General features: G+C 64.8%; 11 protein-coding genes. 3 read left to right on the top strand and 8 right to left on the bottom strand.

Annotated elements, in window-relative coordinates:
* Positions 1–21: 21 nt before the first annotated feature.
* The 3 genes from AFIDRAFT_RS06840 to AFIDRAFT_RS06830 all read left to right on the top strand — a co-directional run bounded on the left by AFIDRAFT_RS06840 (position 22) and on the right by AFIDRAFT_RS06830 (position 6,669).
* Entirely contained in the window at positions 22–4,356 is a 4,335-nt protein-coding gene (locus tag AFIDRAFT_RS06840) for a strawberry notch family protein (protein WP_009338388.1), read from the top strand.
* Positions 4,356–5,411 carry a DUF7146 domain-containing protein gene (locus tag AFIDRAFT_RS06835; protein ID WP_002718018.1) on the top strand — a complete coding sequence of 352 codons (1,056 nt, stop codon included), beginning with the start codon at positions 4,356–4,358 and terminating at the stop codon, positions 5,409–5,411. The genes AFIDRAFT_RS06840 and AFIDRAFT_RS06835 overlap by 1 nt, the downstream gene beginning before the upstream one ends.
* Positions 5,412–5,739: 328 nt before the next feature.
* Positions 5,740–6,669, top strand: coding sequence for a DUF2493 domain-containing protein (locus tag AFIDRAFT_RS06830; RefSeq protein WP_002718019.1), 930 nt, complete (start codon positions 5,740–5,742; stop codon positions 6,667–6,669).
* 44 nt (positions 6,670–6,713) lie between these two features.
* Here the strand turns inward: AFIDRAFT_RS06830 and AFIDRAFT_RS06825 are convergent, their stop codons facing one another.
* The 8 genes from AFIDRAFT_RS06825 to AFIDRAFT_RS06790 form a co-directional block, all read right to left on the bottom strand.
* Complete coding sequence (locus AFIDRAFT_RS06825) at positions 6,714–7,418, bottom strand: hypothetical protein (protein WP_002718020.1); 705 nt, start codon at positions 7,416–7,418, stop codon at positions 6,714–6,716.
* A gap of 149 nt (positions 7,419–7,567) precedes the next feature.
* Entirely contained in the window at positions 7,568–7,831 is a 264-nt protein-coding gene (locus AFIDRAFT_RS06820) for a hypothetical protein (protein WP_002718021.1), read from the bottom strand.
* 99 nt (positions 7,832–7,930) lie between these two features.
* A complete protein-coding gene (locus AFIDRAFT_RS06815; RefSeq protein WP_002718022.1) occupies positions 7,931–8,371 on the bottom strand; it encodes a DUF411 domain-containing protein in 441 nt (146 codons plus the stop codon).
* A gap of 30 nt (positions 8,372–8,401) precedes the next feature.
* The gene (locus AFIDRAFT_RS06810) at positions 8,402–9,859 is read right to left on the bottom strand and encodes a multicopper oxidase family protein (RefSeq protein ID WP_245258130.1); all 1,458 of its coding nucleotides are present in this window, start codon (positions 9,857–9,859) and stop codon (positions 8,402–8,404) included.
* A gap of 148 nt (positions 9,860–10,007) precedes the next feature.
* The gene (locus AFIDRAFT_RS06805) at positions 10,008–10,370 is read right to left on the bottom strand and encodes a hypothetical protein (RefSeq protein ID WP_002718024.1); all 363 of its coding nucleotides are present in this window, start codon (positions 10,368–10,370) and stop codon (positions 10,008–10,010) included.
* A gap of 188 nt (positions 10,371–10,558) precedes the next feature.
* A complete protein-coding gene (locus tag AFIDRAFT_RS06800; protein WP_002718026.1) occupies positions 10,559–13,732 on the bottom strand; it encodes an efflux RND transporter permease subunit in 3,174 nt (1,057 codons plus the stop codon).
* Positions 13,729–15,165, bottom strand: coding sequence for an efflux RND transporter periplasmic adaptor subunit (locus AFIDRAFT_RS06795; protein WP_002718027.1), 1,437 nt, complete (start codon positions 15,163–15,165; stop codon positions 13,729–13,731). The genes AFIDRAFT_RS06800 and AFIDRAFT_RS06795 overlap by 4 nt, the downstream gene beginning before the upstream one ends.
* On the bottom strand, positions 15,162–15,569 hold the full coding sequence (locus tag AFIDRAFT_RS06790; RefSeq protein ID WP_002718028.1) for a FixH family protein: 408 nt from the start codon (positions 15,567–15,569) through the stop codon (positions 15,162–15,164). Before AFIDRAFT_RS06790 ends, AFIDRAFT_RS06795 begins: the two co-directional genes overlap by 4 nt.
* Positions 15,570–15,681: the final 112 nt, after the last annotated feature.

The raw sequence follows: 15,681 nt of genomic DNA, 5'->3' as shown, positions 1-15,681 counted from the left end.
CGCTCTCCCGAGGCTCCCTTCATGAACGACCTTTCTCAGATCGCGGCCGACCAGGCCGCGCAGCCGTCGCCCGGCCATCGCCTCGATGCCCCCGGCGCGATCATCGCCGCCGCCCAGCACCTCCTCCCACATCTCGAGCGCGGCCAGCGCGTCGATGCCGCGATCCTGCGCACCGCCATGGAAGCGGCTTTCGGCGCCTCCGACGCCTCCGGCGCATGGGACTGGAAGACGGCCTATGACGCCTGCGAGGCGGCGACCGTCCTCTTCCTCCACAAATACGGAAAGGCGCTGTTCCGCAAAGCCGACTCTCAGGCTTCCCGGCTTTCCGCCTTGATCAAGATTGCTAGCCTTCTCCCGACCCACACCCGCCGCTCCGCCGAGAGCGAGGCCTTCCAGCAATTCTCTACGCCGACCCCGCTCGGCTTCGCGGCCCTAACCGCGGCCGCCGTCGGGGCTGCGGACCGCGTGTTGGAGCCTTCGGCAGGAACCGGCCTCCTCGCCATCCTGGCCGAGATCGCCGGCGGCGCGCTCGTGCTGAACGAGCTGGCCGAGACCCGGTCGGCGCTGCTCACTTCCCTCTTTCCGGCCATTCCCGTCACGCGCTTCGATGCCGCGCGGATCGACGACCATCTCGATCCGGCCGCCGTTCCGAGCGTCGTGTTGATGAACCCGCCCTTCTCGGCGATGGCGAACGTCGCCGGCCGCATGGCCGACACCACCTATCGCCACATCGCTTCGGCGCTCGCGCGCCTCGCCGACGGCGGGCGGCTGGTGGCGATCACCGGCGCGAACTTCGGGCCGGACACCCCAGCCTGGCGTGACGCCTTCGTCCGGCTGCAGGCGCGCGGCCGCATCGTGTTCACGGCCGCGATCGACGGTGCAGTCTACGCCAAGCACGGCACCACGATCGACACGCGGCTGATCGTCATCGACAAAGCGCCCACCGAGAACCCGGCCGCGCTGCCGGAATCGCGGGGCATTGCGCCCGACGTCACGACCTTGCTGGGTTGGATTGCGGAGCATGTTCCGGCGCGTCTGGCTCTCGCGCCAAGCCTCGCAATTCCCATGTCGGCTGTCGCCGCACCGCGGACGGTGCGCGGCTATCTTGCCCGCGCGGCTGCCGCGCAAACCGCTAGGCCCTCTGTCGCCGACCCGGAGGCGGTCGATCTCGGCTATGAGACGATCGACTGGGCGCCGCCCGAGGGCGCGCGTCTCAGCGATGCGATCTACGAGGAATACCGCCTCCAATCGATCCGCATTCCAGGCGCCCAGGTCCATCCCACCAAACTGGTGCAATCGGCGGCGATGGCCTCGGTGGCGCCGCCGAAGCCGAGCTATCGGCCATGCCTGCCGATCAAGCTCGTCGGCGGTGCGCTCCTGTCCGACGCCCAGCTCGAGACGGTGATCTATGCCGGCGAGGCGCATGGCGATTATCTCGCCGGCGCGTGGACCGTGGACGAGACCTTCGATCTCGTCACCGCCGCCCATGACGATGCGCCGAGCGCCGTTCGCTTTCGCCGGGGCTTCATGCTCGGCGACGGCACCGGCGCCGGCAAGGGCCGCCAGTCGGCCGGCATCATCCTGGACAACTGGCTGAAGGGCCGGCGCAAGGCGGTCTGGATCTCGAAGTCCGACAAGCTGCTCGAGGACGCCCAGCGCGATTGGTCTGCCCTCGGCATGGAGCGCCTGCTCATCACGCCGCTGTCGCGCTTCGCGCAGGGCAAGCCGATCCGGCTGTCCGAAGGCGTCCTATTTTTAACCTACGCTACGCTGCGGTCCGACGACCGCGGCGAGAAGCTTTCCCGCGTCCGGCAGATCGTTGAATGGTTGGGCTCCGACTTCGACGGAGTGATCATTTTCGACGAGAGCCACGCCATGCAGAACGCCGGTGGCGGCAAAGGAGAGCGGGGCGATATTGCGGCCTCGCAGCAGGGCCGTGCGGGCTTGCGTCTGCAGCACGCCCTGCCGGACGCGCGCGTCGTCTATGTCTCGGCGACCGGCGCCACTACGGTCCACAACCTCGCCTATGCCCAGCGGCTCGGCCTCTGGGGCGGCGAGGATTTCCCCTTCGCCACACGCGCCGAGTTCGTCGAGGCGATCGAGGATGGCGGTGTCGCCGCCATGGAGGTGTTGGCCCGCGATCTCCGGTCGCTCGGGCTCTACACCGCCCGTTCGCTCTCCTATGACGGCGTCGAATACGAGCTGGTCGAACACGCGCTCACCGACGAGCAGCGGCGCATCTACGACGCCTATGCCGGGGCGTTCGCGATCATCCACAACCATCTCGATGCCGCGATGCAGGCGGCGAACGTCACCGGCGAGACCGGCACGTTGAACCGGCAGGCGAAGTCGGCGGCCCGCTCGGCCTTCGAGAGCGCCAAGCAGCGCTTCTTCGGCCATCTGCTGACCTCGATGAAGACGCCGACCCTGATCCGCCGGATCGATCAGGACCTGGCCGACGGCCATGCCGCCGTGATCCAGATCGTCTCAACCGGCGAAGCGCTGATGGAGCGCCGGCTCGCCGAGATTCCGACCGAGGAATGGAACGACATCCGCGTCGACATCACGCCGCGCGAGTATGTTCTCGACTACCTCGCTCATTCCTTCCCGGTGCAGCTCTACGAGCCGTTCACCGACCGCGAGGGCAACCTCTCGTCGCGGCCCGTCTTCCGGGACGGCCAGCCCGTCGAGAGCCGCGAGGCCGTCGCGCGCCGCAATGAGCTGATCGAGCGGCTGGCTTCGCTGCCGCCCGTCCCCGGCGCGCTCGACCAGATCGTCCAGCGCTTCGGCACGGACCTCGTCGCCGAAGTGACCGGACGCTCGCGCCGCGTCGTGCGCAAGGGCGACCGCCTCGTCGTCGAGAACCGCGCCGCCTCCGCCAACCTCGCAGAGACCGCCGCCTTCATGGATGACCTGAAGCGCATCCTAGTGTTCTCGGAAGCGGGCGGGACGGGCCGCAGTTACCACGCCGAACTGTCGGCGCGGAACCGCCGGCTGCGCGTCCACTATCTGCTCGAACCCGGCTGGAAGGCCGACGCCGCGATTCAGGGCCTGGGGCGGACCAACCGCACCAACCAGGCGCAGCCGCCGCTGTTCCGGCCGATCGCCACCGACGTGAAGGCCGAGAAGCGCTTCCTCTCGACCATCGCACGCCGCCTCGACACGCTAGGCGCCATCACGCGAGGCCAGCGCCAGACCGGGGGCCAGGGACTCTTCAGGCCAGAGGACAATCTGGAATCGCACTACGCCCGTGACGCGCTGCGCCAGCTCTACATGCTGCTCGTGCGTGGCAAGATCGAAGGCTGTTCGCTCCAGATGTTCGAGGCCGCCACCGGCCTCAACCTGATGGACGCCAACGGCATCAAGGACGAGTTGCCGCCGATCACGACTTTCCTCAACCGCCTACTGGCGCTCACCATCGAGCTGCAGGGCGTGCTGTTCACGGCGTTCGAGCAGTTGCTGAACGCCAAGATCGAAGGCGCCATCGCCAGCGGTGTCTATGACGTCGGCCTGGAGACGCTGCGGGCCGAAAGCTTCGTCGTCATCGATCGCCGGACGATCTACACCCATCCCGCGACGACCGCGGAAACCCGGCTGCTGACCATCACCGAGCGCCGGCGCAATCGCCCCGTCACGCTCGATGAGGCGCTGGACCATCTCGCCGACCACCGCGCCGCGTTGCTGCTCAACGAGCGCTCGGGCCGCGCCGCCGTACAGATTCCGGCGCCAAGCCTGATGCTCGACGATGGCGAGATCGAACGCCGCGTTCGGCTGATCCGGCCGATGGAGCACCATCACGCGTCGCTGAAGATGATGGACGACAGCCACTGGCAGGCGGCGGAGCGGGAGGCCTTTGCGGCCGCGTGGGATCGTGAAGTGTCCGAGGTCCCCGAGTTCGCCGACAACACGATCCATATCGTCGCCGGCTTGCTGCTGCCGATCTGGAAGCGCCTGCCGAACGAGTCGACCCGCGTCTATCGGCTCCAGACCGATGCGGGCGAGCGCATCATCGGCCGCAGGGTCTCGCCGGCCTGGGCGGCGAACGCGTCAGTGACCGGGACCACCATCCTGACGCCGGATGCGGCCTTCGCGGCGCTGACCGAGGGCCGCACCGTTCTCGACCTCGCCGAAGGCCTTCAGCTCCACCGCGCGCGCGTCATGGGCGTCCACCGCATCGAGCTGTCGGGCTTCACCGACACGATGCGGGACCGCCTGCGCGCCTACGGCCTCTTCAGCGAGATCATCTCGTGGAAGCTGCGCATGTTCGTGCCGACCGACGCCGCCGGAGCCGGCGTGCTGGCGAAAGTCCTCGACCACTATCCGGCCCTGCGCATCAGCGAACGGGAGGCCGCGTGATGAGTCGCCACGACGCCTCCGAACTGGCACACCGACTCGCGCGCGACGCCGAGGCGGTGTGCCGCCACTACCTCTCGGCCGGACGGCGGGAGGGCCGCTATTGGCTGGTGGGCGATGTGCGCAACACGCCGGGCCGCTCGATGTTCGTGCGGCTCAAGGAGTCCGTGAAAGGGCCGGCCGGCAAATGGACCGACGCCGCGACCGGCGAGCATGGCGATCTGCTCGACGTAATCCAGGAAAGCTGCGGCCTGATCGACTTCAAGGACGTCGCCGATGAGGCGCGTTCGTTCCTCAGCCTGCCGCATCCCGAGCCGGAGCCAGATCGGCATCGATCGCGAGCGCCCGCCGCTCCAACCGGATCGCCGGAGGCGGCACGACGACTGTTCGCCATGTCGCAGCCGATTTCCCGTACACTCGTAGAAACGTATCTCAGTAATCGCGGCATTACGTTTTTGCACGGAACCGGAAGCCTGCGTTTCCACCCGCGCTGCTACTATCGACCGGACGAACACAGCCCGACCGAGACCTGGCCGGCGATGATCGCTTCCGTCACCGATCTCGAAGGACATTTGACCGGGGCGCACCGCACCTGGCTCGATCCCGGCGACTTCACCGAGGCGACACTCGGCAAGGCGCCAATCGACACGCCGAGACGGGCGATGGGTGACCTTCTCGGTCACGCCGTTCGATTTGGCGTGGCGGGCGAGGTCATGGCGGCCGGCGAGGGCATCGAGACGATGCTGTCGCTCCGATGCGTCTTGCCGACCATGCCGCTGGTTGCAGCCCTCTCGGCGGCGCATCTCTCCGCCATCCTGTTCCCGGACACGCTGCGGCGACTCTACATTGCTCGCGACGATGATCCGGCCGGCGACGGCGCAATGGCGACATTGATCGACCGGGCGCGGGAGGCCGGGATCGAGGCGATCGTGATCTCGCCACGGCTCGGCGACTTCAACGAGGATCTCCGCCTGCTTGGGATCGACGCGCTTCGGGCGGCGAGCCGGGTGCAGATCGCGGCGCAGGACGTCGCCCGCTTCATGGAGCTGGCGGCATAGTCGGAACCGGGATGAGGGGCGGATCGGCAGCGCCGTCACCGTAGGGCCGGCGATCATGCGTTCCCCAGCGCCGGAGGGGACCGCACCCACGGCCTTCTGAGAGGGCGATCGGGCAGCAAGCGGCCCGGACCGGCAACCTCGTGGGCCGACTATTTTCCGTCGGCGGCGGAGCCGCCTTTACATCGCGAAACAAAATGGCCGGCCCCCTTCGGTCCTCCGCCAAGGCTTCGGCCCTCCACTGCGCTGCGGATGCAAGTCCGTTCCGCCCGCCGCCTTCGTCGCCATGAAGGCCGCGATGGGCGCGGCCGATCCGACGAGGAAAGCCGCGATGACCACCGACCATGACGACGAATTCGAGCCGCACCACAGCTCATCCCCGACCGACCAGGTCCTCCACGAACTCCAGCTCTATGGCTACCGCCCCTTCAACGACGAGCCCGATCCCAGGCCGCTTCCAGAAGCGAACATCCTCGCGGGCAGCATCTCCGACATCTTTGACGCCCTCGTGGTGGCGCTTGCTGACACTCGCCTCGAACCCGACCTCGAGGACCTGCTGTGGTCGACGGTGAATGTCTTCCATCGGGCCATCGAACGGATCGAGCGCGAACTCGACGACAACGAACTGGCCCAGCAGCGTTCGCAACGTGAACAGGATGGCAGCGAGGTCAAATCCGTCGAGCTGGAACGACTGACGGCGGAAGGTCAGACGCTCATCGAACGCCGCAACGCCTTCGAGCTGATGCGCGACCAGGCCGCCGACCAGTTCGAGCACCACGCCTATTCAGCCTGGCGGCCGCGCAACGGGTCGAAGGTCAACCATCGCAACCTCACCTCGGCGATGATCGACAGCCGCGACTTCCTGGCGGCGAAGAAGCGCGCCGACAACCAGGTGCTCCTGCCGGCGGGGCCGAAGGTGGCGCTCACCGGCGGGCTCGATTTCAACGATCACCGGCTGATCTGGGCCAAGCTCGACCAGGTCCACGTCAAGCACCCCGACATGGTGCTGCTGCACGGCGGATCGCCGAAGGGCGCCGAACTGATCGCCGCCAAATGGGCCGACAACCGCAAGGTTCCGCAGATCGCCTTCAAACCCGACTGGACGAAGCACGCCAAGGCCGCTCCCTTTAGACGCAACGATGCCATGCTGGACGTGCTGCCGATTGGTCTCCTTCATTTCCCGGGCACCGGCATCCAGGACAATCTCGCCGACAAGGCGAAGAAGCTCGGTATCCCGGTCTGGAAGTTCGGCGGCGCGTGAGCGCCGCCATCTTCCACATCATTCTTCCGGATAGGAGAAAGAGTTCAAGGCTGCTGGCGCCAGAACTGCGTGCTGTAATTGTTCAGTCCGCGGGTATGCGCGTCGACTGTCACCTGGAAGGTTTCCGGAATCTTGTCTCCGTCGCCGCCTTCTTTGAAATAGTCCCTAATCGAGTAGAGCGCTCCTCTCATCAGGTGCTCCCACGTTTGATACAGCTTAGTCTGCCGATCCTGCTCCTGCTTGGCGGCGCTCGGCTTTCGACTGGGGACCGGGATCGTATAATCGGGACGTATATCTGCGTTATGGACGAACGTGATGCTGCCGAACGTCCACTCGCCATCGACGGCCCGGCGCCACCGATAGCTCACTCTGACACTTAGGCGTTCGTCGAAGCGATGAGGCGGCATGATCTGGTCATCGACGTAGAAGAGCTGCCCTTCCTTCTCCTCCGTTTCCATCCGGCGCTTCATGGCTCCCACGGCGAAGGACAAATCACTACCCGCGCGTCGAAGAGTGCTTTCAGTCTCTGCGCGCTTTCGTGGCGCCTTGGCCAAGTGGTGTTTCGCCAGCGCCTGTTCGAAGTGATGGAGTTTTGTCGAGATGTAGGGACCGCAACTTGTGAGAGGGAGACGATGCAGATCGCCAGATCGTTCTTCCCGGATAGCCTGATCGACCAGCCTGTCCAGCTCGTTAGTGTCGATCGCCTGAAGGGCATTCTGTTGATCGCGGGGGATGTTGATCTCGCCCATGCCTACTCCCTTACGCTTTGTCTACAACCGGCCCTCGGCCGAGCCCGACGACCCGTCCACAGTAAAGTACCAAATGCTTGTTGCGCATCGCGAGATGACACAACCTTGGGAAGATGATGTGTCGCTATAGAAGCCCATCATACTTCCTTTCAGTCGCCATTGTCCGAGCGGCCCGTCATCTTGTGCATGCACAGGCCAAGCGCGCACATCGCAAGGCATGGCAATGCGCTGAGGAGAAGCGGTGCTATCCCGAGCGCAAGCAGCCAGCTCCAATTGAACGCGACGCCGAGGATGATGATCACCGCGCCGAGCACGAAAAGGCCGCGGCGGCTACCAAAATAGCGGCCGATCATCTGGAAGGCATTGTCAGGGCAGGGAGGCGGCGCTGGAATAAGGAATTTCAAATCGACCATGAGTGTTTTTCCTCGGCTATGGAGCCGCCGATCTCTTGCGGGCTCGTATCGGAGCCGCACCTTCTCGTGAGCGGCATCCATGCAAAATGCGGCGGTCGATCATTCCGTCGCGTAGATAAACGGCGCCTTGCCGTCCTTCGTGACGGCATAGATCGTGAACTTCTCGGTCTTCGTGCCGACCATGCCGGGCGAGCCCATCGGCATGCCTGGCAGGGTAATGCCAGCGATGGCAGGCTTCTCCGCAAGGAGCTTGCGGATGATGTCGACAGGCACGTGCCCGTCGATCACATAGCCACCAACGAACATGGTGTGACAGCCTTCCAGCTCTTCGGGTACGCCGGCCTTGCTGCTGATGTGGGCAAGATCATTGGTCGGCTTGACGTCGACGTCGAAGCCGTTGTTGCGCAGATAGGCGGCATAGCCTTCGCAGCAACTACAGTTCGGGTTCTTGTAGAGGACCGCGTGGATGGGCGCGGCGACCACGGGCGCCGACAGGAACAGAAGGGCGGCGCTGGCGAGGAGGAAGTGTCGTCTTTGCATGTCCGTTCTCCGTTTCGAATAGGGTTGAGTTCAAGCGACGCGCAGTACGGTCATCAGACCGGCCACCTGGTGGTCCATGACGTGGCAATGCAGCATCCACTCGCCGGGATTGTCGGCGACGAAGGCGACCTCCACCGTCTCTCTCGGTGAGACCAGGACGGTGTCGCCCCAGAGATTGTGCGGCACAGGCTTTCCGTTGCGTGTCAGCACATGAAAGCTGTGACCATGCAGGTGCATCGGATGCCACCATGCGGTTTCGTTCTTGAGAGCTAGCAGGACGCTGCGGCCCCGCTGGAATGTAAGAACGGGCTTCATACCGGCGTCGCCATCGCCGGTCATCGACATACCATTGATGGCCCAGGCGGCGCCCCGACCCAAACCCATCATTCCCATGCCCTTCATGCCGCCCATCATCCCACTCATGCCGCTCATCATGCCGCCGCCCCCCATCATGCCGCCCTGGAGCGCCAGTTCGTGTCGCTCGGCGGTGGTGAGATCCGGCTCCGGTAGGGGGTTGCGCGGCAACTTGAGCGTGGCATCGAGGGGATGCGGGCGAAGCGGCGGCCTCTCGCCATAGGCAAGCTGGGTGAGCGTGTAGGATAGGTCGTCATAGAAGTCGTCGACCACGCGGTAGCGGCGGCCTGGCTCACCCTGCATGTCGAGAACGACATCGATTCGCATCGCCGGGCCGACAACGACGCGACCTCCGTCCGGCTCATGCGGATCGCAGGGTTGGCCGTCGGTCGCGACGATCACCGGCCGATGGCCCTCGAAACGCAAAGCCATGATCCGGGCGAGTGCTCCGTTGACGAGCCGGAGCCGGAGCCGCTCACCGGCCCGGACCGGCTGCTCGTCCGATATCGCGCCGTTGAGCGTTACCGTGTTTCCGACCCGGCCAGACATGGCCGCTTCCATGCCATTGCCGAACCCGCCAGCAATCTGGGCCTCTGAGGTGAGGCGCCAGTCCGAGAGCACCCAAAGGAGATCGCGGTCGACCGCGATGGGCTCGCGCTCTTTCACGATCACGGCGCCCGCGAGGCCACGGCCAAGCTGTTCGAGGCTGTTGGCGTGCGAGTGATACCAGAAGGTGCCGGCATCCGGCGGCGTGAACGTGTAGGTGAAGGTCTCGCCAGGCTTGATCAGTGGCTGCGTCAGGCCTGGCACGCCGTCCATCGCGTTCGGCAGCCGGATGCCGTGCCAATGCACGGTCGTGCCCTGATCGAGCCGGTTCTCGACGAGGATACGTGCCGGCTCGCCTTGCCGGAGGCGCACGACCGGCCCCGGCACGGCGCCGTTGTAGGCCCAGACCTCCGCCCGAGGATGGCCTGCTCCTGCGAGTGAAGCACGGCTCGGCCCAGCCGTGATGCGGATGTCGCCCGGGGCGGCCGCTCGTGCCCGCCATGGGAGCGACGATGTTGTCAAAGCCAGTCCGGTGCCAGCCAGCAACAGGCCGCGGCGCGAGATGGCAGAACCAGTTCTTATATTCACGTTGGACCCTTCCGAATCATCGTAGATGACGGGAACGCGCCGGTCTTGATCGCCCGTTGGCGGGATCAGACTGGTGCCCGCGATAGGCACAGCACGCGCACGCATTCGTTGGCCTCGGCCTTAGTCGCTTAAAGCGATGGCCGCGGTGTCAGCCGATGCTGGCGGGTCTGGGCGGGTGGGGGCCAGGCGGCGAAGCCCTGCCGTTGAGCAGCGCCACGCGTGCTGCAATCGGTGACCCGGGCCTCTGGACCAGGGCCATTCCGGTGACTTGCGGGAGCACGGCCAAGACCGGCGCAACGCAGAAGGCCGCGCACGGCATAGCCTTCATGTCGTTATCATTCCCGCCGCTCGGGCAACAATCGCAGCCATTGTGGCCGGGAGCGCCCATATCGGACGCCATCGCCATCTTCGCAGTCATGTCGCTGGCCTGGACTGCCGACAGGCTCATCCCCACGGTCACGAAGACCGCGAGGAACAGGGCGACGAGCTGTGTGGCCGACCAGCGTTTCATGGTGCCACCAGCGTCGCGCCGAACTGCGCCAAAAACAAGTCGGCTCGGCTCTCGTCTCACCGGAAGAAGACGTATTTTACGAGCGCGGCAATCACCAGCACCAGCACGACGATGCCGATGACGCCGAAAAGGCCCATGCCCCACATCATTCCTTCGCCCATCATATTGTGCATCTTGGCGCTCTCCTGTCATTCGGCCGCCTCGCGTAGCGGTAAGGGTTCGAGTTCCTCGACGGAGGCCGGGACGGCCTTCGCCGGAAGCCCCCATCCTTTGATCAGCCCATAGATCGCCGGGATCACAACGAGCGTCAGGATCGTCGATGAGATCATGCCGCCGATCATCGGGACAGCGATGCGCTGCATGACCTCCGAACCAGCGCCGGTGCTCCACAGGATCGGCACTAGGCCCGCCATGATGGCCACGACCGTCATCATCTTCGGCCGTACCCGCTCGACCGCGCCGAGCATGATCGCCTCGTAGAGATCGGCACGGGTGAAGCTCCGGCCTTGTCCGGCTCGCGCCGTCTTCACCTCGGCCATCGCCTGATCGAGATAGATCAGCATAACGACCCCTGTCTCGGCAGCGACGCCGGCGAGCGCGATGAACCCTACCGCCACCGCGACCGACATGTTGAAGCCGAGCCACCACATCAGCCACACCCCGCCGACCAGAGCGAAGGGCAGCGACAGCATGACGATCAGCGTCTCCGTGAGCGCCCGGAAGTTGAGGTAGAGCAGCAGGAAGATGATCAGGAGCGTCACCGGCACCACGATCTTCATCCGCGCTTCGGCCCGCTCCAGATATTCGTACTGTCCGCTCCAGCCGACCGAATAGCCCGGCGGCAGCTTCACCGATGCGGCGACCGCCTTCTGCGCCTCGGCAACATAGCCGCCAAGATCGCGGCCGTTGATGTCGACATAAATATAGGTCGCGAGCTGCCCGTTCTCGGTGCGGATTGAGGTCGCGCCCCGTGTGAGCTGAACCTTCGCCACCTCGCCAAGGGGAATGGCGCCGCCACCGGACAGCGGCACTTCGACATCGGTCGCGATCGCCCGTGGATTCGAACGTAGGTCGCGGGGGTAGCGGATATTCACGCCGTAGCGCTCGCGACCCTCGACTGTTGTCGTCACCGTCTCGCCGCCGAGTGCGGTTGCGATAACGTCCTGCGCATCGCCGATCTTAAGACCGTAGCGGCCTAGCGCCTCCCGGTCGGGGATGATGTCGAGATAGTAACCGCCGATGACTCGTTCGGCATAGGCGCTCGACGTGCCGGGCACCGCCCTGAGGACTGTTTCGATCTGACGGGCGACCTTCTCCATCTCACCAAGGTCCGCGCCGAACACTTTGACGCCGACTGGCGTGCGGATGCCGGTCGAGAGCATGTCGATGCGAGCACGAATCGGCATGGTCCAGGCATTCGAGACGCCGGGGAACTGTAGCGCCTTGTCCATCTCGGCCTTGAGGCTGTCGATATTCACGCCGGGCCGCCACTGCTCCTTCGGCTTCAGATTGATGATGGTCTCGAACATTTCGGTCGGCGCCGGGTCGGTCGCCGTCGCTGCACGGCCGGCCTTGCCGTACACGGAATCCACCTCCGGGAACGATTTGATGATGCGGTCCTGCACTTGTAGTAACTCAGCCGCCTTCGTCACGGAAATTCCCGGCAGGGTGGTCGGCATATAGAGCAGCGTGCCTTCATCGAGATTTGGCATGAACTCCGAGCCGAGCTGGCGCGCGGGCCAGATGCTGACGGCAAGTGCAACAAGAGCAACGATGATGGTAAAGGTCTTCGCCTTCAGGACCGCGCGAATGATCGGTCGATAAGTCCAGATCAGAAATTTGTTGATCGGGTTCTTATGCTCCGGAATGATCTTGCCGCGCACGAAGATCACCATCAGCGCCGGCACCAATGTCACCGACAGAATCGCGGCCGCCGCCATCGAGAAGGTCTTGGTGAAGGCGAGCGGGCCGAACAGCCGTCCCTCCTGCGATTCCAGCGTGAAGATCGGCAGAAAGGACACGGTGATGACGAGCAGGCTGAAGAACAGTGCCGGACCGACCTCGCTCGCCGCATCGATCAGGATTTGCACGCGGGGCTTATCCGGCGGCGCGCGCTCCAGATGCTTATGGGCGTTCTCGATCATGACGATGGCGGCGTCGATCATGGCGCCGACCGCGATGGCGATGCCGCCGAGACTCATGATGTTGGAGCCGAGCCCGATCAGCTTCATCCCGGTGAAGGCGATCAGGATGCCAACCGGCAGCATAAGGATGGCGACGAGTGCGCTTCTGAGATGCAGCAGGAACACCACGCAGACAAAGGCGACAATGATGCTCTCCTCTGTCAGTGTGTGCCGCAACGTTTCGATCGCGGCCTCGATGAGATGCGAGCGATCATAGACCGGCACGATTTCAGCGCCTTTGGGCAGGCTGCCCGCGATGTCGGCAAGCTTCTGTTTGACGTTCTCGATCACGCTGAGCGCGTTGGCGCCGAAGCGCTGTAGCACGATGCCACTTGCCACTTCCCCTTCGCCGTTGAGCTCGGTGATGCCGCGTCGCTCGTCCGGACCGATCTCCACGCGCGCCACGTCCTTGAGACGCAGCGGCACGCCCCGATCGGTCTTCAGCACGATGTTCTCGATATCGGCGGGCGATTTGATGTAGCCCCGGCCGCGCACCATAAACTCGAACTCTGACAGCTCAAGCGTACGACCGCCGACATCCTGGTTGCTGTTGCGCACGGCGTCACGCACGGCAGCGAGTGATATTCCCTGGGCGCGCAGCCGCAGCGGATCGACGACGATGTTATATTGCTTGACGAAGCCACCGACGCTCGCGACCTCCGAGACCCCCTCGGCCTTCGAGGCAGCAAAACGGATGACCCAGTCCTGCAGCGAGCGTAACTCAGCCAGTGTCATGTCCTTGGCGATAACGGCATATTGGTAAACCCATCCGACACCGGTCGCGTCCGGCCCGAGCCCCGGCGTGACGCCGGCCGGCAGGCGCTTGGCCGCGGCGTTCAGATATTCGAGCACGCGGCTACGCGCCCAATAGGGATCCGTGCCGTCCTCGAAGATCACGTAGACGAAGGAGACGCCGAAAAAGGAGAAGCCGCGCACGACTTTGGACCTTGGTACGGTCAGCATGGCTGTTGTCAGAGGATAGGTGACCTGATCCTCAACCACCTGCGGCGCCTGGCCGGGATAATCGGTGTAGACGATGACCTGCACATCCGAGAGATCGGGAATGGCGTCCAGCGGTAAGGTCTTGACGGCATAGACACCGGCCGCGACAGCGAACGCGGTGCCGACCAGGATCAGAACGAGGTTGCGTGCGGACCACGCGATGAGGCGGGCGATCATGGCGTATCTCCTGTCGCTGTCATGCCGCTGAGTGCAGCCTTCAGATTGCTCTCGGCGTCGATGAGGAAGTTTGCCGAGACGACAACCCGATCGCCGGATGCGACGCCGCTACGGATTTCGGTGAAGCCGCCGCCCTGGGTGCCGAGCTTGACCTGACGCGGTTCGAAACGGCCATCGCCTTTGTCGAGGATCACCACCTGACGCGTGCCAGTGTCGATCACCGCGCTATCGGGCACCGCGACCACCGATCTTCCGCCACCCACTTCGATCTCGACATCAGCATACATGTCAGGGCGAAGAACGCCGTCCGGGTTTGGGATCTCGATCCGCACCTTCGTCGTGCGCGTCGCCTCGTTGACCTGCGGATAGATCAGCGCGACGCGACCCTCAAAAGTCCTACCGGGCAAGCTGCGCACGCGAACCTTAGCGAGTTGACCAAGTTCGACGCTCGCGAGTGCATATTCAGGCACGTCGGCAAGTACCCAGACAGTCGATAGATCGGCGATACGGAACAGAACCTCGCCGGCCGTCATTTTCATTCCCTCGGTCGCATTACGCACGAGGACGATGCCGTCGCGAGGGGCGTACCAGGTAAAGGCCGGCGGAACCTGATGAGTCCGGTCGATCTCGTCGATGACTTCCTTCGGCACCGCGTAGTTCTCGAGACGCCGACGCGCTACATTGAGCCCTGGATTGATCTGGACTTGTACGGCAGCAGTCGCGATCTCCTGCGAGCGTAGTTGCAGGAGAGGCTGTCCCTTCCGCACCCGGTCTCCGGTCGTGACGTTCTCGACCTTGCCGACATAGGAGTCAGCCGCGACGGTCACGACCGAGACATTCCGCTCGTCCGGCTGGATGGCGCCCGGAACCCGCACCGCTTGGACGATGACACGATCGGCGGCAATCTCAGAACGAACGCCCGTTCGCTGCAGCTTGCCCGGCGCGACCTTGATGGTCGAACCGTCCTCGTCGTCGCCGGCGTAGACGGGGAGATAATCCATCCCCATCGAATCCTTTTTTTGCACCGGCGAGGTGTCGGGCAGGCCCATGGGGTTGCGATAGTAGAGGATCTTCTTCGGGTCGCCGGCGGCAGGAGCTTCGGCAACGCTGGCCGGCTTGTCGTCGAAGCTGATGTCCTCGCTCGCGTGAACCGGCAGGAAGTCCCGCCCATCCGCGGTCGTCTTCGGCAGCGCCGAATAGGCCGGACGGCTGTCAGGATCCCGATAATAGATCACCGGTCCCGAGGGCGTCGGCCTGGCGCTCGCCCGAGGTGTCGTGGCGCCCTCCAGCCAGGGGACCGCCCGGAGGAGCCACGCTACCACGGTTGGGTTCATGGGTGGCAGCGCAAGATCGCGATGCCCAGCCCAGTAGCCTCCAGCCCCCGCCGCCAGTATGGCGGCGAGGGTGAGGCCCGTACGGCCGATGCGCGTCATGGTACCGCCTTGAACTCGAGCTTGTTCTCGACCGTGCCGGTCTCGCCCTGCAGCTTGGCGCCGAGCGAGAGCCGCCAGCCCCCGGCCATCACGAGAGCCGCTTTAAAGCGATAGACGCCGGGCTCCGTTGACGGCAGTTGCTCGATCGGCTCGGCCATCTCGGCCATGCTGTCTGGCGCCATATCGACACGTTTGGCGATGATCACCGCGTCCGGCACGGGCTTGCCGGAACGCTTGTCGACCAGGCGAACGGTCACGACGGCACCGTCACCCTTCTTCACTTCGCTCTGGACGAGCTGGAACTCATAGTCGCCGATCCCGGCCCAGGCCTGCGAGAGGGTTCCGATGCAAGCAGCACCGACCGTCGCCGCGACCGCAGCGGATTTCACATTCAGAAAGTTCATCGTCAAAGATTCCCAAATTCATCTCGTTCAGCCACGCGGACGCGCGGCCGGCTCGTGATCAGGCCTATGGCCGGATCACGTGGCTTCGCCGCATGAACTCGGTCATGCGGCA

It is taken from the genome of Afipia sp. 1NLS2 (assembly GCF_000178995.1).
Classification (GTDB): domain Bacteria; phylum Pseudomonadota; class Alphaproteobacteria; order Rhizobiales; family Xanthobacteraceae; genus Afipia.
This window is presented reverse-complemented; position numbering and strand designations above follow the sequence as displayed.